Raw genomic sequence first — 19,163 nt, 5'->3', positions numbered from 1 at the left:
GAGTTTTATTTATTTATGTTACAAAAAAGAATATTTTTTTAAGTTGTAGCATAAATAAGTAAGTTAAGGGATACCTACTTAATATCAAACTGCTAAATTATTAAGAAAAGTTAACATGACACAAGTGTCATGTTGTGGTATTATTTTAATATAATATAGTACAACATAAATAATCACAAAAAAGGGGGGTGGCTTGTATGCCGTGGTGGGGATGGTTGATAATTGTATCAATTATAGTTCTTCCGTTTAAAATAAAGGTTTGGAAAAAAATGTTTGCAAGCAAGTCTGTGAGAGATGAGGATTAAGCAGGTGTTTAACTTCGAACATTTACAACATTTAGAAAATAATGTATAATTAAACTAATAATTTCTGAGGAGGCTTAGACAATAAGAAGATGATCATCCTATAACTTGTACTTTTAATGAATTAAAAAAGACAAGGGCTCCTGCCTATAGCAGTGTAAGGGATACTTCTATTAATTTTTAAGCAAATACTGTTTTCTTAACTTTTCGGGGAAACTATATTCTTTGTAACCTAAAACACAGGCAGAGGCCTGTGTTTTTTTGTACTGAGGGATTTAGTTTTTAGTTAAAATGCAGTAAGAAAGAAGGGATTTTTATGTTTGTATTTAAAGGAAAAGAGTTAAAAAAAGAAATAGAAGGCAAGATATTATTTGAAAATGTCAACATCGAAATCAATGAAGGGGAGCATATAGCACTCATAGGTAGAAACGGTATAGGAAAAACAACTCTTCTAAAAGGTATTTTAGGCTATACAACCTTTGATGGAGGATATATTCAAAGGAGGATACCCACAAATGATTGGGGCTATGTGGTCCAAAATCCTTACACCCAAGAAAAAACAGTGCTAAGCTACGTCCAATCCGCCAATGAAAATTTACATCAGTTAAAAAAGGACCTTGTAAAATACCAAGAGGACCCTACAAATCCCATTTATCAACAAGGGTACCAAGCCTTCATAGAGCTAAATGGCTTCACTTGGGAGCTAGAGGTTGAAAGGGTATTATCCTCAGTGGGATTACCTAAGGAGAGCTGGAGTCTGCCATTTCATACACTAAGTGGTGGGCAAAAAACAAGAGCCCAAATTGCAAGGATTATGATTAGTAACCCCAAATTCTTAGTGTTAGATGAACCCACAAATCACCTAGATAATCAAACATTGCAATGGTTAGAAAATTGGTTAAGGGATTACCCCGGCGCTTTCCTTGTTGTATCCCATGACAGATATTTTCTTGATATGGTAGCCCATTGGACCTACGAATTAACTGAGCAAGGGACGAACAAATATAAAGGAGGGTATAGCCAGTTCAAAGAACAAAAGGCTCTTGAATTTAAAACTCAATGGGATTTGTACAAAAAACAAGAAAGACAAAAGAAAGAATTAAAGGAAACAATCCAAAGATATACCCAATGGTTTGGTATGGCATTAAACAACGCAAAGAAAGTTGAAGATCCCCATGCCCGTTTTGCAATGCGAACTAGGGCTCAAAAGCATGTAAACCGCTTTAAGGCTAAAGAAAAAGAAATGGAGAGATTAGAAAAAGACAGGGTAGAAAAACCGAGGAATAAAAGGCAACTTAAGATGGAAATAGTGAGTGAAGGGTTTGAAGCAAGGACCCTAGCTAGGCTAGAAAGTGTTTCTTTTGGTTATTCAGAAAAAATTATTTTTGAAAAAATATCCATATCTATTAAAAAAGGAGAGAGGATAGGTATAATTGGTCCAAATGGAGTTGGTAAGTCTACACTATTGAAGCTATTGACAGGGCATTTAAATCCACAAAAAGGGGAGATAGTACTTAATCCACAAGTTAGGATAGGTTATTTTGCTCAAGAATTAGAAGGGTTAGACTTACAGGAAACTTTACTTGATAGTTTGCTCAAAATACCCCAAATGACTTTAACTCAAGCTAGGACTATCTTGGGATGTTTTCTGTTTTCTAAAGATGAAGTATACAAGAAAATTGGAGATTTAAGTATGGGTGAGAAGTGTCGTGTAGCATTTTTACGTCTTTATTTCTCAGGTGCTAACCTGTTAGTTTTAGACGAACCAACTAATTATCTAGATATAGACACAAGGGAAATAATTGAAGAATCACTATTGGAGTTTTCAGGAGCTGTCATATGTGTTTCCCATGATAGATACCTTTTGGAGAAAATAGCAACTAGTATAGTAGACTTAAAAGGGGGGGTGACAAATTTCCCCGGTAATTATAAAGAGTACATTGAAAGTAAATCACAAAATACCTTCCATGACCTTGAGAGGGAAAATACCATTAGAAACTTAGAGTTAAAGCTTGCCACACTTATGGCAACTGAAGGGGTAAAAAGTGAAAATGACCTGGTAGCTGAGATTCGAAAACTCAAGGAAGAAATAGAGGAATTGACCATTAAGTAGCGAAATATACTTACAGGATTTAAAAGAAACTTTTTAGGAGGTGGGGTATGGAAGAATTGATTAATGCTTGGCTTAAAGGGAGCTACTTCACTAAGTTTATGACTGTATTTTGGATAACTGCTCCCCTTATTATTGGGATATTTTTTTGGCTTAAAGAAAGCAAGAAGGGGGATGTAGTAGTGGAAAAGAATAAAAAGATCATAGACCATGAAAAATTCACAGAAGATTTTCATGGAACAATAGTTGAAGATCCTTTCAGATATATGGAAAACCCAGAGGACCCAAAGGTTATAAAGTGGGTAGAAGAGCAAAATAAAAGGACCCAAGAATTTATATCTGGTTCCTCGAAAAAAGAAGAAATAAAAGCAAGGCTCACTGAGTTGTGGGATTACTCCAGTGTAACTACTCCTAAGGAGATAAAAGGCAAATACTTTTATGTGAAGAAAGAGGGACTAAAAAATCAACCTATATTATATATGCAAGATGGTATAGAGGGAGAGCCCATTATAGTTTTAGACCCTAATGAAATAAGTGAGGACGGTTCTGTTGCCCTAAGTTTTTACAGCATAAGTAAAAATGCAAAATACTTAGCTTATACCTTATCTGAAAGGGGAAGTGACTGGCAGAATATTCGCGTAAGAGACTTGTCTACCATGGAAGATGTAAAAGATGAAATAAATTATTGCAAATTTACAAGCATACCATGGATTGGAGATGAAGGCTTCTACTATGGTCGTTTCCCACAGCCAGGTTCTGTTCCTAAAGAAGATGAAAGTAACTACCAAAAGGTATATTTCCATAGGTTGGGGACCCATCAGAGCGACGATAAACTTATATATGAAAGATCTGACTTTAAGGAATTAGGTTTTAGACCCATTGTAAGTGATGATGAAAAATATCTATGTCTAAATGTATGGTTAGGAACAGACTCAAAAAACAGATTTTACTATAAAAACCTTAAAAACGAAGGAAATTTTATTAGACTGCTAGATGAACATGATGCAGGTTACTACTTTATTGGAAATGATAAAAGCTTGTTTTACTTTTTGACAGATTTAGATGCGCCAAAGGGAAGGATTATTGCCATCGATGTTGATAAATCCTTTGATGAGATAGAAATTATTCCTGAAAGTGAAGATGTGCTAGCAGATGTAAAAATTGTTAACAACTGCTTTGTGACTGTATACAGGCATAATGCTTACTATACTTTAAAGATGTATAGCAAAAATGGACAGATATACAAGGAGTTAGACCTTCCAGGACTTGGCTCCATAGAAGAAATTTGGGGCAGTAGTAAAGGCCAAGAGTTGTTTTATAGCTTTACATCATTTTTATATCCCAGTACAGTGTTTAGATATGACTTTGATACAAATGAAAGCACAGTGTTTGGTGAACAAGTAGTAAATTTTGATCCAGAATTATTTGAAACAGACCAAGTGTTTTATAAATCAAAAGACGGTACTGAAGTGTCTATGTTCCTAACACATAAAAAGGATCTTCAGTTAGATGGAGATAACCCCACTTTACTTTACGGATACGGTGGTTTTAATATAAGTATTACTCCATTTTATTCTCCTACTACAATTATGTTTTTAGAAAATGGCGGGGTATATGCTGTTGCCAATATTCGTGGAGGTTCAGAATACGGGGAAGATTGGCATCAGGCTGGAATGCTTCAAAACAAACAAAATGTTTTTGATGACTTTATAGCTGCAGGTGAATGGTTGATTGAAAATAAATATACAAACAGTAAAAAACTAGCTATAATGGGGCGTAGCAATGGTGGTCTACTGGTTTCAGCGTGTATGGTCCAAAGACCTGATCTTTTCGGGGCTATATTATGTGGTGTTCCTGTAACAGATATGCTCAGATATCATAAATTCACTGTGGGTAGATACTGGATTCCCGAATATGGTGACCCACAAAATCCTGATCACTTCAAATATATGTATGCCTATTCTCCTTTACACAACGTTCAAAAAGGTGTTGAATATCCACCCACATTGATAACAACAGCAGACACTGATGACCGGGTTGTACCGGCACATGCATATAAATTCGGAGCAACACTACAGCAGGCACAAAAGGGTGATAGCCCAATTTTAGTAAGGGTAGACACAAAAGCCGGTCACGGTCACGGAAAACCAACTTCAATGGTTATTGAAGAACAATCAGATATTTATAGTTTTATATTTAAAGTTTTTGAGTAAAAATGGGCTAGGCCACATTAATTCTTTGAATTAATGTGGCCTGGCCCTAATATTTAATAGTATGTTAACACTTCTGTAATTGTATCCTGAAAAATCTTCTATATAATAAATATTAAACAAACTTATTTATCTAAAGGGGAAGATCATAGTGAGAAAAATTTGTGTGTACTTAATTGTTCTAGTCTTATTTTTATTAAGTGGGTGTACTATCAACAATGTTATTTTCAGCGAAGAGCAAGCCAGTGGAACCTTGCAAAGTAGCGAGTTACTATCTGGTGAAATAGTTGTGGAAAATAGAAATGGTAGCGTCAAGGTAGAAAAATGGGATGAAGACTACGTAAAGGTGGATTATGAAAAGAAAGTTAATAGTTTTATAGAAGCAGACCTAAAAAATTATTTAGACAAAACTACAGTTGAACTTATAAATGCTGAGAATTCAGTTACTATAAAGACGAGCCTGCCTAGAATTACAAATGGTGGAGTTAGCGTTTCTATAAAAATTTATGTACCTAAAAATGTTCACTTAGATATAACTACCACCAATGGAAGCATAACAGTAAACTCCGGTATAGTTGGGGATGTTAAATTGAAGAGTAGTAATGGTGGCATAAATATTAATGGACTAACGGGGAAGCTGGACTTAGATACCAGCAACGGAAGTATAAAATTAAGTGACATAGAAGGTAGTGGTAGTGTTAACACATCTAATGGTAGTATATATTTTGACTCATCTTTAGAGGTAGGAGATATAACACTTAACACTAGTAATGGGAAAATTGATGTGGATCTGCAAAACCCCGTTGGTGATAAGTACAAACTGAAAACCAGTAATGGTAATATAACTGTTAAAATACCTGCTGATATTGGATTCCACTTAGATGCAAGCACCACTAATGGTACCATAAAATCAAACCTTGATGGAATTAGTGGAAGAAACGTAGAAGAAGAAATAAATGGTGGAGGTTTTAGGCTAGATATGGAGACCACAAACGGAACAATAAATATCAACAGTAAATAACCAACTATTCAGCTCTTAAGTCTGTCTCCTCGAATTAATTGTGCTGCTTTTTAATATGCCATTCGGGTCAATGACTTTGTCTAAGTTTTGACTACAAGCTGTAACAGGTGTTAATATACACCTGTTTTTTTAATTAGTTTTTAGCCCCGACATATCAATGACTATATATTTTAATCTTAGATAATACTAAATAAGTACAAAAAAATCTGAAAACTTTCTAAAATATGGTATTATATTTAATAAAGGACAACCTAATGAGGAGGTATTTTTGTGATCATAGGGGTAGGTGTAGATTTAATTGAAATTAGTAGAATAAAAAAGGTGGTTGAGGCCCGTGGGGATAAACTATTAGAAAGGTTATTTACAGAGAGGGAATTAGAAGTTATGTCCAGAAAACACGAGACAATCGCCGGTAGATTTGCAGCAAAGGAAGCAGTTGTTAAAGCATTAGGTGTAGGTATAGGTATAATTAGTTGGAAGGACATAGAAATAATTAAAGATAAGCTAGGCAAGCCTAAGATTTACTTAACTGGTGCAGCTGCTAGAAGAAGAAAAACCATGGGAATTATAAAAATGCACCTTTCTATTAGCCACTCTAAATCTCAAGCTGTGGCCTATGTAGTGGCAGAGGGCTAACATGAAGGTTTTCAAGCCTGGAGATATTAAGCATATAGATAATTTATGTGTAGATAAATATCAAATACCCACACTTATACTTATGGAACATGCTGGTATAAAGATATCTGAAGAGATTCAAAAAAAATTTAATAAAGAATCAAAGGTATTAATTATGGCAGGTAAAGGGAATAACGGTGGGGATGGTTTAGTTGTGGCAAGACTGCTATATAATTTAGGCTACAAAGTTAAGGTACTGTATTTAGGAAATTATAAAACAGGTGATTCAAAAATCAATTTTGATATATTAAACTCCCTTGATGTATACAAAACTAACTCCATTGCTGATTTGGGCGAATTATTATTATGGAGCGAGGTTGTTGTAGACGCTATTTTTGGTGTGGGTTTTAGAGGTAACCTAGTACAAGAATACATAGATATTTTTTCAATGATTAATAATAGTAAAAGATATGTTATTAGTGTGGATGTACCCTCAGGTTTAGGAAGCAGTAATTATACTTTCAATAACATAGTAGTAAAAGCCAACAAAACTGTAACACTGGGATGTTTAAAAGAAAATCTTCTCCTTCCCACAGGAAGAGAAAACTCTGGTGAACTGGTAGTTTCAGATATCGGGCTGCCTAAAGACCTTATGGAACAATTTGAAGTAAGTACATTCCTTATAACTCCCAATATGGCAAAGGAATTACTGCCTAAAAGGGTAGAAAATAGCCATAAAGGTACCTATGGTACGGGGCTGATAGTGGGAGGCAGTTTGGGGATGTCAGGAGCTGTAATATTAGCTGCTCAAGCTGCTTTAAAGTCAGGAATAGGATTGTTATATACACTGGTTAGTGAAAAACTTGTGGATGTAATAGAGAACAACTGTATTGAATCCATAACTATACCTATGCCTAAAGGTTTAATTGAACTAGACAAATACTTAAAGAATACAAAAAGCGTAGCCATAGGGCCAGGCTTATCCACAGAAAATAACGAAGTATTGTTTTTGTATTTTGTTGAAAACTATAAAGGTAGCATGGTTATAGATGGTGACGGCTTGAATTTATTAGCTAACCTAAAATTACATGATTTAATCTGTGAAAATCATGTGTTAACTCCCCACCCTAAAGAAATGTCCAGACTAACAGGTTTAACAGTGGAGGAGATAACTAGCGATCCAATTACTGTGGCTAGGGAGTTTAGTGTGAAGCATAACTGTACCTTAGTTCTTAAGGGTAGCACTACCTGTATAGCAACTAAAGATGGTGATGTTTACTTAAACACCACTGGAAATAATGGTTTAGCCACTGGAGGTAGTGGAGATGTTTTAGCAGGCCTTATTATGTCATTTATGGCCCAGGGACTAAGTCAGGATGAAGCAGCAATTTTAGGTGTATATTTGCATGGTCTAACTGCAGATATTATATCTGAGGGTAAAGGTTACTATAGCTTATTGCCATCGGATATTCCAAAGGAGCTACATAAAGGTTTCAAAAAGATTCAAAAGGGGTGAGTATATGTTAGTAAAAGACGTGTTTAACAAAAGTGTAATAAGTATCAATAAAAAGGCTACAATTGAAGAAGCCACGCAACTTATGATGGAGAAAAGAGTTGGAGGACTACCTGTAGTGGATGATGAAAATTCCATAGTGGGCATGTTAACTGAAAAGGACATAATAGCTCGTCATAAAGAGATTATGCCAGTGCCCCATGTGGATGTATTAGGTGTATTCTTTTACCTTGAAGATCCTGGTAGGGCAAATAAAGAATTTAAAAGAGCCCTAGCAGTGATGGTGGAAGATGCCATGTCTACTCCAGTTTATTCTGTATCTCCTGAAGATGAAATAGACGTGGTTTTGGAACTGATGGTTACCCAAGGGTATAACAGGATACCTGTTGAAGAAAATGGGGAATTAGTTGGAATAATTGCTAGAGAAGATCTTTTAAAAAGTTTAGTTACTAAACAATAGGAGGAATAGAAATTGAAGAGAATCATAGTCATACTAACTATTGCCGTATTAATCACAGCTTGTAACAGCGGAGGGTTTGTAAGTTCACTGGAAAAACAGTATCAAAACCTTGAAAGCTACACAGCTCAATACTCGGTACATATGAACGACGCAAAGTTTGATGTACATGAACAATATAGCGAAAAGGGGCAACATCATATCATTGAAGTGGTAGCTGATACAGGTTACCAGCAAAGTATTGAGCTTGAGGGAGAAAAAGTAAAGCTTAAAAATATCAATGATAGCAAAGAAATAGTTGGGGATAGAGAGAATTTTAACTACCCAATATTCGTCCTAGTAAGTATTATGGATGAAATAATAGCTAAAAAAGACACAATTAAGATATTAGACACTCAAAACATAGAAATAAACAACGGGGAGATATTAGTAACCCATAACAAAAACAAACTTTCAAAAGTTATACTAAACATCCAAAATGAACAGATAACAATAGAGTACGAAAACTTAGATATAAACTAGAAGGGGGAAGATTACCCTTCTAGTTTTTTTGTATCTTTGAGCATTAAAAGCAGGAATAATCCAACTGAAAATAGAAATAAATAACTTAACCGAAAGGGGGATTTAAATGTTTAGGCCAACAGTAGCTGAAATCGATTTGGACAACATTATTCACAACATAAAAGAGCTCACTTGTCATTTGCCCCAATGCACGAAAACCTTGGCAGTTGTAAAGGCAGATGGATATGGTCATGGGAGTGTGGAAGTTGCAAAGGCTGCCATAAAGGCCGGAGTAGGTTTTTTAGCCGTTGCACTTGTGGAAGAGGGTATCCAGTTAAGGGAAAGTGGAATAAAGGATATACCTATTTTAATTTTAGGATTTACACCACCTTCCAGTGTAGAGCAACTTGAAAAATATAAACTAACACCAACAATTTATAATATGGAATTAGCTAAGCATATAAATGAAACCTGTAAAAATAAAATTAAAGTTCATATTAAAGTTGACACTGGAATGAACAGATTGGGAATTCAACCTGAAAAAGTTAATTCTTTTTTATTAGAATTAGCAAAAATGGATAATATAGATGTAGAAGGGATTTTTACCCACTATGCTACAGCTGATGAAAGAGACAATCCTTATTCTAAGAGTCAGTTTCATAAATTTAAAGAAATATTAAAAGATTTACCGTATAAAATCCCAATTAAACACATAGCTAATAGTGCAGGGGTTATGGAAAATCTCACTGACGAAGGTTTTGATATGGTTAGGCTAGGAATCGCTATGTACGGGCTATACCCCTCACACGAACAAGTGGATAGCCACATAACTTTAAAACCGGCTTTATCTCTTAAAACAAGAATTGCCCACATAAAAACAGTTGATAAGGGTACATCTATAAGCTATGGAATTACCTACAAGACCAAGGATATAGCTGAAATAGCAACACTACCCTTGGGTTATGCTGATGGATATTTTAGAAGTTTCTCCAATAAAGGATATGTTTTTATCCATGGAAAGAAAGCACCTGTTGTGGGTAGGGTATGTATGGATTACATCATGGTTGATGTAACTGCTGCAGATGCAAAGCTAGGTGATGAGGTGATTATCTACGCCCGGGAAGGGGAAAACACAGTAGATAATATGGCCTCCCTGATAGGGACAATCAACTATGAATTAGTATGTGCCATATCAAAGCGTGTTCCAAGAATTTACAAAGGTTTACAAGTCTAAAACATTGCATTAAAACTGAAACCACGGTATAATTGTTTATATGTTTTCGTACCGGTAACTTTTTTTAATTGCTTTTAACAGGAGGTGCCTGCATGGCAGAAACTCGACGGGTTATGATAAGTGTGCCTGATAATTTATTACAGGAATTAGATATAATTGTAAAAAGGGATAAGCTGAATCGCAGCCAACTTATTAGGGAGGCGGTAAAATTGTATATCGGTGAGAGATACAATAAACAACGCAGCATAGTTAACAAAGAACTTATGCAAAGAGGATATGTTGAAATGTCCGAAATAAACCTAAACTTAGCAAACGAAGCATTAAACGCAGAAAATGAAGCAGTAAATGTAGTTGAACAAATGGTCTGTGGGGCGTGATAATCATGTCTGTTAAAAGAGGAGATGTTTATTACGCAGACTTAAGCCCCGTTGTTGGATCAGAACAAGGGGGAATTAGACCTGTTTTAGTAATTCAAAATGATGTGGGTAATAGATACAGCCCAACTGTAATTGTAGCAGCAATAACTTCACAGATACAAAAAGCAAAATTGCCTACCCATGTAGAGGTAGAGGCTGCTAAATACGGCTTAGAGAAAGATTCGGTTATTTTACTAGAACAAATTAGAACCATAGATAAGCAAAGATTGAATGAAAAAGTGGCACATATCGGTGAGGATAAAATGGTTAGAATAAATGAAGCCTTACAAATAAGCTTAGCCTTGATAGAGTTCTAAAAGACGGAGAATCCGTCTTTTTTGCTTTTCCAAACTAAAACATATACGTACTACAAAGGGACAGCGGCACTCTATTCAAGAAGTTTATTTCTTCACATGAGAGGATTTTAAAAGCTTAAAATAGAATATTTACCTAGGATACCAAAATAAATATTCTAGGGATTTTAAGTAAAATGCTCCACAAACAGTGAGATGGAAATGCCAACTGTGAACTCAAGGGAGCAATATAGGATAAAAAAGGGAGGTTAAATAATGGCTGAGGTTTTAGTTGAAATACGAAGGGGACAACTTGTAGAAAGCTACCACAGAGGGCATATTGCTGTAGTAAACAGTGATGGAGAACTTGTTTCTTCTGTAGGTGATCCTAACTTTCTAAGCTATTGGAGATCATCAGCAAAGCCGATACAGGCACTTCCAGTTGTTGAAAGTGGTGCCATGGAAAAATGGGGAATTACTAAAAAAGAGCTGGCATTGTTCTGTGCATCACATAGTGGGGAAGATTTCCATGTGGATACAGTGCTAGAAATCCTCAGGAAGATTGGTGTGGAGCAAAAGGAACTGCGCTGTGGTAGCCATCTTCCATATAATAAGGAAGCATCGGCAAAGATCGTGCAAGGGGGGCAGTCCCCCACAAGTGTTCACTGTAATTGTTCAGGAAAACACTCTGGCATGTTAGTTGTCTGCAAGGAAAAAGGCTATCCCCTAGATGATTATACTGAACTTAAACATCCCCTCCAAAAGGAGTTATTGGATGTCATAGCAGATTTTTGTAAGTACCCAAAAGAAGAGATCGTCGTTGGTATAGATGGATGTGGAGTTCCTGTATACGGCTTGCCAGTATATAACTGGGCACTAGCCTACGCTTTTTTAGCAGATCCCACAAAACTTGAAGAATCAAGAAAAGAAGCCGTAGAAACAATAACAGATGCAATGGTACAGTTCCCAGAAATGGTAGGGGGAAGTGATAGAATCTGTACAGATCTTATGCGTGTAGGAAAAGGGAACCTAATAGCAAAAGCAGGTGCAGAAGGAGTATACTGCGTTGGCATTAAAGATAAAAAGCTAGGTTTCGCCATAAAGATGGAAGATGGCTCCCCACGGGGAAGAGGACCAGCTGTCATTGAAACATTGAGACAACTAGGCGCCTTAGATGACCAGCAGCTTGAAGAATTAAAACACCACCACTTACCAGAAAACAGAAACCACAGGAAAGATTTGTGTGGTGTTGTAAAGCCCATATTTAAGTTAAAATAAAAAAAAGTATTATTCTTGGGGTAGGTAAGGTACAGACTTAGGGAGTCCATTGCCTGGCTTAAAATTTCCTATCCCATTATCTTGACCCCAATGGCTTTGGGGTCATTTTATTTTTTTTAAGGCTAGGCAAACTATGTTTTTTATTATGTGAACTAGAAGGATAAACAATAACTAAAAATGTATACTGATTTTTAAGAGATATTTTCTCTTATAGTCAACACATATGTATTAGAAATACAAGTAATAATAAATAATTTTTAGAATATAAATAAAATTGTTGACATTCGCCAGTTATATATATAGAATAATTTGTATTACACTATAATTACAGGGGGATGAACTATGGGGAAAAGAATTAGTTTTGTTTTGTTAATATGTCTTTTAATTGCCATTATTTCAGCAACCTCGTACTCACTCATAATTAACCCTAAAGGAAAAAATATTCCACTGCCTGAACCTGCATTTGAAGCGTTATCAAATAATGGGGTAGTGCTACAACAAAGAATTGAGACCAGAGAATTATTAGAGGAATACGGCAAAAAGTCAAATTCTACTTTTAATAAAAAAACTAGATTGACAGATAAAGATAAAGTAATTCCTTCAGCCAGCAGTAAAATTTGGGACGTTGAAGTAGGTGTTAAGCTGTTATCTGGGAGTGTTAACCCCAATAGTAATCAAGTTGGAAAGTATGCATTATTATATGATATAGTGGCTATCAATAAAACTGGAGAATTTATCAAGGATGTTAGGATGGATTTTATACTAAACCCTCAGCTGGAGTATCACTTTGATACTTATGATACTCACTATGATCTAGGAGTAAGAGATGTTTACCCTGATGGAAGCGGAGAAATTAACGGTTTTGGTCCTAAGTTATTTGTTCCAATTTTGGATTTAACATTCGACCCTTTAAAAATTCCATCTGCAGCAGTAATGCAAAAATTAGATATATTTATCAACGAAATGTACATTGTTACAGAATGGGGAAACAATAGAGAAATACTGAAAATTGTCCCATCAACTATTAATTTTACCGTTGAAATTAACTAATAAATACAACTTTAAAACCACATACTCACCAAATGATGAGTGCGGATAGTGTTGACTATAAGACAGTTAAGTAGAAAAACCAGCGTTTCAGAATTTTCCTGAAACGCTGGTTTTTTATTATTGCACAAAAGCCCCCCTTGCTAGAAATAAATAGCATAAAATGGTATAATAGGTACAAACAGAGGTTTGGAAGGGGTATGCCAATGTCTAAGGTTTCAATTACAAGGTCCCATAGCTATGACCCACAAGACGTAAGTAGAGCTCTAAAGAATGGTTTTGAACTACTTGGGGGCATAGAGCAATACATAAAGCCAGGTCAGAAGGTTTTGCTAAAGGTCAATGTCTTAGCTGCCACTTCTCCTGAACAAAATGTCACTACACACCCAGAAGTTATAGGACAAATGATAGATATCTTAAAAGAACATGGATGTGAAGTATGGGTTGGTGATAGCTCAGGTGGAAATAATCAGACAGGTAATCCCACGGGCAGAGCACTTAAAGTTACAGGTATTGCAGAAGTGGTGGAAAGCCGAGGTGCTAAACTACTGAATTTTGACAGTACAGGATTTGAAATCAAAAAAGGCGGAAAGGTCTTTAAAGAACTATATATAGCAAAACCAATATTTGAGGCAGATGTGGTAATATCCATGGCAAAGTTTAAAACCCATGGTTTAACCCTACTGACAGGTGGGGTAAAAAACATGTTCGGGGTAGTGCCAGGAAGAGCAAAGGCAAACTACCATAAAGAAGCTCAAACCATAGAGAAGTTCTGCACGGGACTACTAGAGTTATATAAAGAAGTAAAACCTCACCTTACCGTTGTTGATGGGATAGAAGGAATGGAAGGTAACGGACCTTCTGCAGGAACAACAAAAAAGGCTGGTGTAATAGTTATTTCACCTGATGCAATAAGTGCAGATAGAGTACTTGGGGAAATATTACCCTGTAAATTTGAAGATGTCTTGACTACGTATTATGGCCACAAAATGGGTCTAGGACAAGGGGACATAAACAAAATTGAGGTGCTAGGCGAGCAAATTAGCGATCTAAACATAACACCCTTTAAATTACCCAACACTAAATTAGTGTCATCACTACCGGGTTTTTTAACAAGCTGGGCAGTAAATATGATGAAGGTGGTTCCTGAGATAGAGCCGGAGTGTGTGGGGTGTAGCTTTTGCATAAATAGCTGCCCTGTGGATGCCATGGCTCTATCAGAAAACAATAAAGCCATTATTGATTATTCAAAGTGTATTAGCTGCTATTGCTGTCATGAACTATGCCCTAAGAAAACCATAGAACTTAGACATGCAAATAGAATGGGTAAAGTGGTGGCAAAGCTTATGAATAAAAGGTTATAACATATTGGGAAGGATGATTTTGTGGACATTATAAAACTAGTATCAAAGCAGACAAAGGTTAGTGAAAAGCAAGTTCAACAAACAGTAGCTCTTTTAGAGGAGGGGAACACAGTCCCTTTTATTGCCCGTTATCGTAAAGAAATGACTGGTGGATTAACAGAAGAGGACATCCGTTTAGTTCAAGAGACCTATGACTATCAAAAAGGTCTTCAAGAGCGTAAAGAAGAAGTACATAGACTTATAGAAGAACAAGGGAAGTTAACACAGGAGCTAGCTGAAAAGATAACAAAGGCAACCAAACTACAGCAACTAGAAGATATATATAGGCCCTTTAGACCAAAAAGAAACACAAGGGCTAGTATAGCAAAAGAGCTAGGGTTAGAGCCACTGGCACAAATGCTTCTTGAACAAGCAGTGTCTTGGGAAGAACTGGCTCAACCATTTGTTAACGAAAAAGTGGAAGATATAGAAAAAGCCCTTCAAGGTGCTAAAGATATAATAGCAGAGATGATAACAGACCTTCCTGAGAACAGGGAGTTTTCCAGGGGCTTTGTCTTTGATAGGGGAACCATAGAAACCGTAGCAGTTGATAAAGAAGCTCAATCCCCCTATGAAATGTATTATGAGTATAGTGAGCCTATCAAAAAGTTACCACCCCATAGGGTCATGGCAATGGATAGGGCAGAAAAAGAGAAATTCATCAAAGTATCCCTAATACTTGATAAAGACTCCTTAGTAAGGGATCTTTGGAATAGAAATTTATCAAAGGCACCTACAACAAATGAACAGCAGCTAAAAGATGCACTAGAAGATGGTGTAAGTCGTTTGCTTCTCCCATCGGTGGAGAGGGATATCAGACGCGGTCTTACAGACAATGCTCAAGAAGCAGCCTGCAAGGTATTTACAGCTAATTTAAAATCCTTACTACTGCAACCTCCAACGAGAAACATTGTTGTACTAGGTCTTGATCCAGCCTACAGAACAGGCTGTAAGCTTGCAGTTGTAGATAGTACTGGTAAAGTATTGGATATAAGTGTCATATATCCTACACCTCCTAGAAACCAAAAGGAGGAAGGTAAAAAGAAGATACTAGAATTTGTTGATAAATATGGTATTACTGTAATTGCCATAGGCAATGGTACAGCTAGTCGTGAAAGTGCTGAGTTCGTAGCAGAGTTCATAGGTGAGAGAGAAAATTTATCTTACACCATAGTGGATGAAGCAGGAGCCAGTGTTTACTCTGCATCACCACTGGCCAAGGAAGAATATCCTGATTTAGACGTGGCAGAAAGAAGTGCCATATCCATAGCGAGAAGGCTACAAGATCCTTTGGCAGAGCTTGTAAGGATTCCTCCACAATCTATTGGAGTAGGGCAATATCAACATGATGTGGATCAAAAAAGGTTGGCGTCACTATTAGGTGGAGTAGTGGAAGATTGCGTTAATAACGTGGGTGCAGACTTAAACACAGCAAGTCCCTCACTACTAAGTTATATTGCAGGCATTAAACCTGCTCAAGCTAAAGCCATAGTAAAAGTCCGTGAAGAACTGGGGGCATTTAAAGCTAGAAAGGATATTTTGAAGGTTCCCAGACTTGGAAAAGCAACATATGAGCAATGTGCTGGTTTCTTAAGGATTAAAGAAGGTGTGGAACCACTTGATTCTACATCGGTTCATCCAGAGTCCTATGAGGCAGCTGAAAAACTTATAGAGATACTAGGTTACACAAAAGAAGAATTAGCAAAAAGGGGAGGCTTACCAGGAATAAGGGGTAAGGTTTCTGAAAATGAGCAACGTGACTTAGCCGGAAAACTTGGAATAGGTGTACCTACTTTAGTAGACATACTTACATCTTTAGAGAAGCCTGGCCTTGACCCCCGTGAAAGCTTGCCTAAGCCTCTGTTTTTATCTGGAGTACTTAAACTAGAGGATTTACATGAGGGAATGATTGTAAAGGGAACTGTAAGAAATGTAGTAGACTTCGGAGCCTTTGTGGATATTGGTGTGAAGGAAGCTGGATTAATCCACATATCAGAGATGTCAGAGAAATTTATTAAACATCCTTTGGAAGTAGTAACTGTGGGAGATACAGTTGAAGCGAGAGTTATAGGGGTAGACCCAGGAAAAAGAAGAATAGCCTTGAGTTTAAAAGGAGTTATCTAAATCATCTTTGTTAGTTTTGTAGGGGGCACCTACTGGGGGCACCTACTATATATAATAAGGGGAGGAATTTAAATGAACACTAAGGAAATTATGGATTTAGCTTTAGAGTTAGCTGGTTTAACTGAGGTACCTGAGGATTCCGGTATTATCGTTGAAGGAGAGAACATTAAGAAGTTAGCTATTGGTGTAGACATGGAACTTGCTGAAATGATGCTTGCTAAAGAGCTAGGTGCAGACCTTGTAATCACTCATCATCCTAAGGGTGGCAATCCTGCACTAAACCTTCATAAAGTAATGAAGGCTCAAATAGATCGCATGGTTTTAGCTGGTGTTCCTATCAACAAAGCACAAAAGGTATTAGCTGAAAAAGTGGGTCAAGTGGAGAGAGCTCTTCATGTATCTAACTATGACAGAGCTATTTCAGCAGCTAAGCTTTTAAAAATGCCTTTTATGGGTGTACATACACCAACGGACATCCTTGCTGAAAACAAGGTTCAAACTCACCTAGACAATGCTTTAAAAGACAACCCAAAAGCTAAACTTGATGATGTTATCAAAGCACTAGAAGAACTACCAGAATACCAAAAAACTTTAGCAAAGCCTGTTATACGTGTAGGTGGTAAAGACGACTATGCTGGCAAGGTATTTGTAACCATGGCTGGTGGTACAGGCGGTGGAGCAAGTGTTGCAAAAGCATACTTTGATGCAGGTGTAGGTACATTAGTTTGCATGCATATACCAGAAGATGTAATTAAAGCAGTAAAAGAGCAAAATATCGGAAATGTTATAGTAGCAGGCCACATGGCATCAGACTCAGTGGGTATTAACGAGTTCATAGCTGCACTAGAAGCTAAAGGACTAGAAGTTATCAGGATGTCAGGAGTAATCGACCCTAAGTAAACGACTGCTGAAAAGCCTCCATCTTCTTTGTTGCTTCAAAGACCCAGGGATCCTCACGTATGTCAATACGCTGCGGTCCTGGGTCTTTTTTGCGCCTCAAATCTGAAGACTTTTGAGCAGTCTGTTAAGGCTGGTTTTAAAAGCCTAACACCTAACACCTAACTCCCAACTCCCTGCCCTTACCCCTTACCCCTTACCCCTGATTTCCTGTCCAACTAACCAACTAACCAACTAACCAACCCAAAAAAGTCTTGACAGTATGCCCTATCCATGCCATAATAAATTAAAACATATCGGTACCTTTAATCCAGTACAGAGAGACTGGCAAGGTGAATGACGAGTACTTATGGGTGAATACCTTTAAGTAACTCTAAGTTAGTCTACACACACCTTGTCTTCGGGCAAGGTGTTTTTGTTTAGATTAACCCCTGGTATCGATAAATAATCCTATAGGAGGTTTTATCGTATGGAAAACAAAAAACAAGATCAAGATTTTGCACTGGAGGTAGTACCGAAAAGTGGGAAGAAAGGTTTCTGGTCTATGTTTGTAGTAATGTTAGGCTTTACATTCTTTTCAGCTAGTATGTGGACAGGTGGAGAGCTAGGTACAGGACTAAATTTAAAAAGCTTCTTAATGGCAGTACTATTTGGTAACCTAATACTAGGCATTTACACAAGTTTGTTATCATTTATATCTACAAAAACAGGACTTTCAACACACTTACTCGCAAGATATTCCTTTGGTGAAAAAGGTTCGTATTTACCATCATTTCTGTTAGGTATAACTCAAGTGGGATGGTTCGGAGTAGGTGTTGCAATGTTTGCTCTACCTGTAGCTAGGGTAACAGGTCTAAACCTACACATGTTAATAGGAGTATCAGGAATTTTAATGACAGTAACTGCATATTTCGGAATAAAAGCATTAACAATACTGAGTCTAATAGCAGTTCCGTCTATAGCAATACTAGGAAGCTTTTCGGTTTTCACAGCTGTGGACTCAGTGGGAGGAATAAGCAGTTTAGCGGCCATGGAACCAACAAGTACAATAGGAATAGGTGCAGCCCTTTCAATGTGTGTGGCATCATTTATCAGTGGAGGTACATTAACACCTGACTTTAGTAGATTTGCAAAAAACACAAAAGTAGGTGTTTCAACTACAGTAATAGCCTTCTTCCTAGGGAACTCCCTGATGTTCATCTTCGGTGCTGTTGGTGCCATGGTAACAGGGCAATCAGACATATCGGAAGTAATGTTTTTGCAAAACTTAATTATACCGGCAATTATAATACTAGGATTTAATATCTGGACTACAAATGATAATGCTTTATATGCATCTGGATTAGGGTTTTCAAATATAACAAAATTACCTAAAAACAAGCTTGTTATATTCAATGGTATACTAGGAACTATTTTAGCACTATTCCTATACAACAACTTTGTAGGATGGTTAAGCTTCCTAAACTCAATAATCCCTCCTGTAGGTGGAATTATCATAGCAGATTATTTCCTAGTCAATAAGGAGAGATATGCTAAGTTTGCAGGACAAGTTTTTGAAAGTGTTAATCACCTTGCCATGGGTGCTTGGGTAGTAGGGGTACTAGCCTCAAGGTTTATCCCAGGAATTCCACCAATAAATGGGGTCCTAGGTGCAATGGTAACATACGTGGTAGTTAGCAAACTGATGGTAGCAATAAACACAGCTAAGGAAGTAGAAGTGAAAGTAGCTTCCTAGGAAAGGA

The 19,163-nt window shown here is 36.8% G+C and carries 16 protein-coding genes; all 16 read left to right on the top strand.

Features of this window, described 5'->3' with window-relative positions:
* Window positions 1-618 precede the first annotated feature (618 nt).
* A complete protein-coding gene (gene abc-f, locus HYG86_RS07170; RefSeq protein WP_213168388.1) occupies window positions 619-2,415 on the top strand; it encodes a ribosomal protection-like ABC-F family protein in 1,797 nt (598 codons plus the stop codon).
* A gap of 47 nt (window positions 2,416-2,462) precedes the next feature.
* Window positions 2,463-4,625 carry a prolyl oligopeptidase family serine peptidase gene (locus HYG86_RS07165; RefSeq protein WP_213168386.1) on the top strand — a complete coding sequence of 721 codons (2,163 nt, stop codon included), beginning with the start codon at window positions 2,463-2,465 and terminating at the stop codon, window positions 4,623-4,625.
* Between the two features lie 148 nt (window positions 4,626-4,773).
* Window positions 4,774-5,643, top strand: a complete 870-nt coding sequence (locus HYG86_RS07160) for a DUF4097 family beta strand repeat-containing protein (protein WP_213168385.1) — start codon at window positions 4,774-4,776, stop codon at window positions 5,641-5,643.
* A 270-nt stretch (window positions 5,644-5,913) separates the two neighbouring features.
* Window positions 5,914-6,279: a holo-ACP synthase gene (locus HYG86_RS07155; RefSeq protein WP_213168383.1), complete on the top strand. Its 366-nt coding sequence runs from the start codon at window positions 5,914-5,916 to the stop codon at window positions 6,277-6,279.
* Between the two features lies 1 nt (window position 6,280).
* The gene (locus tag HYG86_RS07150; protein ID WP_213168381.1) at window positions 6,281-7,774 is read left to right on the top strand and encodes an NAD(P)H-hydrate dehydratase; all 1,494 of its coding nucleotides are present in this window, start codon (window positions 6,281-6,283) and stop codon (window positions 7,772-7,774) included.
* A 4-nt stretch (window positions 7,775-7,778) separates the two neighbouring features.
* Window positions 7,779-8,231 (top strand): CBS domain-containing protein, encoded by a 453-nt coding sequence (locus HYG86_RS07145; protein WP_213168379.1) that lies wholly within the window; start codon window positions 7,779-7,781, stop codon window positions 8,229-8,231.
* A gap of 12 nt (window positions 8,232-8,243) precedes the next feature.
* Window positions 8,244-8,750: a hypothetical protein gene (locus tag HYG86_RS07140; RefSeq protein WP_213168377.1), complete on the top strand. Its 507-nt coding sequence runs from the start codon at window positions 8,244-8,246 to the stop codon at window positions 8,748-8,750.
* Window positions 8,751-8,856: 106 nt separating this feature from the next.
* Entirely contained in the window at window positions 8,857-9,963 is a 1,107-nt protein-coding gene (gene alr, locus HYG86_RS07135) for an alanine racemase (protein ID WP_213168375.1), read from the top strand.
* Window positions 9,964-10,055: 92 nt separating this feature from the next.
* A complete protein-coding gene (locus HYG86_RS07130; RefSeq protein WP_213168373.1) occupies window positions 10,056-10,340 on the top strand; it encodes a CopG family ribbon-helix-helix protein in 285 nt (94 codons plus the stop codon).
* 5 nt (window positions 10,341-10,345) lie between these two features.
* Window positions 10,346-10,696: a type II toxin-antitoxin system PemK/MazF family toxin gene (locus tag HYG86_RS07125; protein ID WP_213168371.1), complete on the top strand. Its 351-nt coding sequence runs from the start codon at window positions 10,346-10,348 to the stop codon at window positions 10,694-10,696.
* A 252-nt stretch (window positions 10,697-10,948) separates the two neighbouring features.
* Window positions 10,949-11,950: an asparaginase gene (locus HYG86_RS07120; protein WP_213168369.1), complete on the top strand. Its 1,002-nt coding sequence runs from the start codon at window positions 10,949-10,951 to the stop codon at window positions 11,948-11,950.
* A gap of 342 nt (window positions 11,951-12,292) precedes the next feature.
* Entirely contained in the window at window positions 12,293-13,000 is a 708-nt protein-coding gene (locus HYG86_RS07115) for a hypothetical protein (protein ID WP_213168368.1), read from the top strand.
* A gap of 203 nt (window positions 13,001-13,203) precedes the next feature.
* Entirely contained in the window at window positions 13,204-14,361 is a 1,158-nt protein-coding gene (locus HYG86_RS07110) for a DUF362 domain-containing protein (RefSeq protein ID WP_213168366.1), read from the top strand.
* 21 nt (window positions 14,362-14,382) lie between these two features.
* Window positions 14,383-16,524, top strand: coding sequence for a Tex family protein (locus tag HYG86_RS07105; RefSeq protein WP_213168364.1), 2,142 nt, complete (start codon window positions 14,383-14,385; stop codon window positions 16,522-16,524).
* Window positions 16,525-16,596: 72 nt separating this feature from the next.
* The gene (locus HYG86_RS07100) at window positions 16,597-17,424 is read left to right on the top strand and encodes a Nif3-like dinuclear metal center hexameric protein (RefSeq protein WP_213168362.1); all 828 of its coding nucleotides are present in this window, start codon (window positions 16,597-16,599) and stop codon (window positions 17,422-17,424) included.
* Between the two features lie 466 nt (window positions 17,425-17,890).
* Window positions 17,891-19,156 (top strand): cytosine permease, encoded by a 1,266-nt coding sequence (gene codB, locus HYG86_RS07095; protein WP_213168360.1) that lies wholly within the window; start codon window positions 17,891-17,893, stop codon window positions 19,154-19,156.
* Window positions 19,157-19,163: the final 7 nt, after the last annotated feature.

It is taken from the genome of Alkalicella caledoniensis, assembly GCF_014467015.1.
GTDB classification, from domain to species: domain Bacteria; phylum Bacillota; class Proteinivoracia; order Proteinivoracales; family Proteinivoracaceae; genus Alkalicella; species Alkalicella caledoniensis.
The sequence above is the reverse complement of the archived record's forward strand: the minus strand, read 5'-3'. Positions and strand labels throughout refer to the sequence as shown.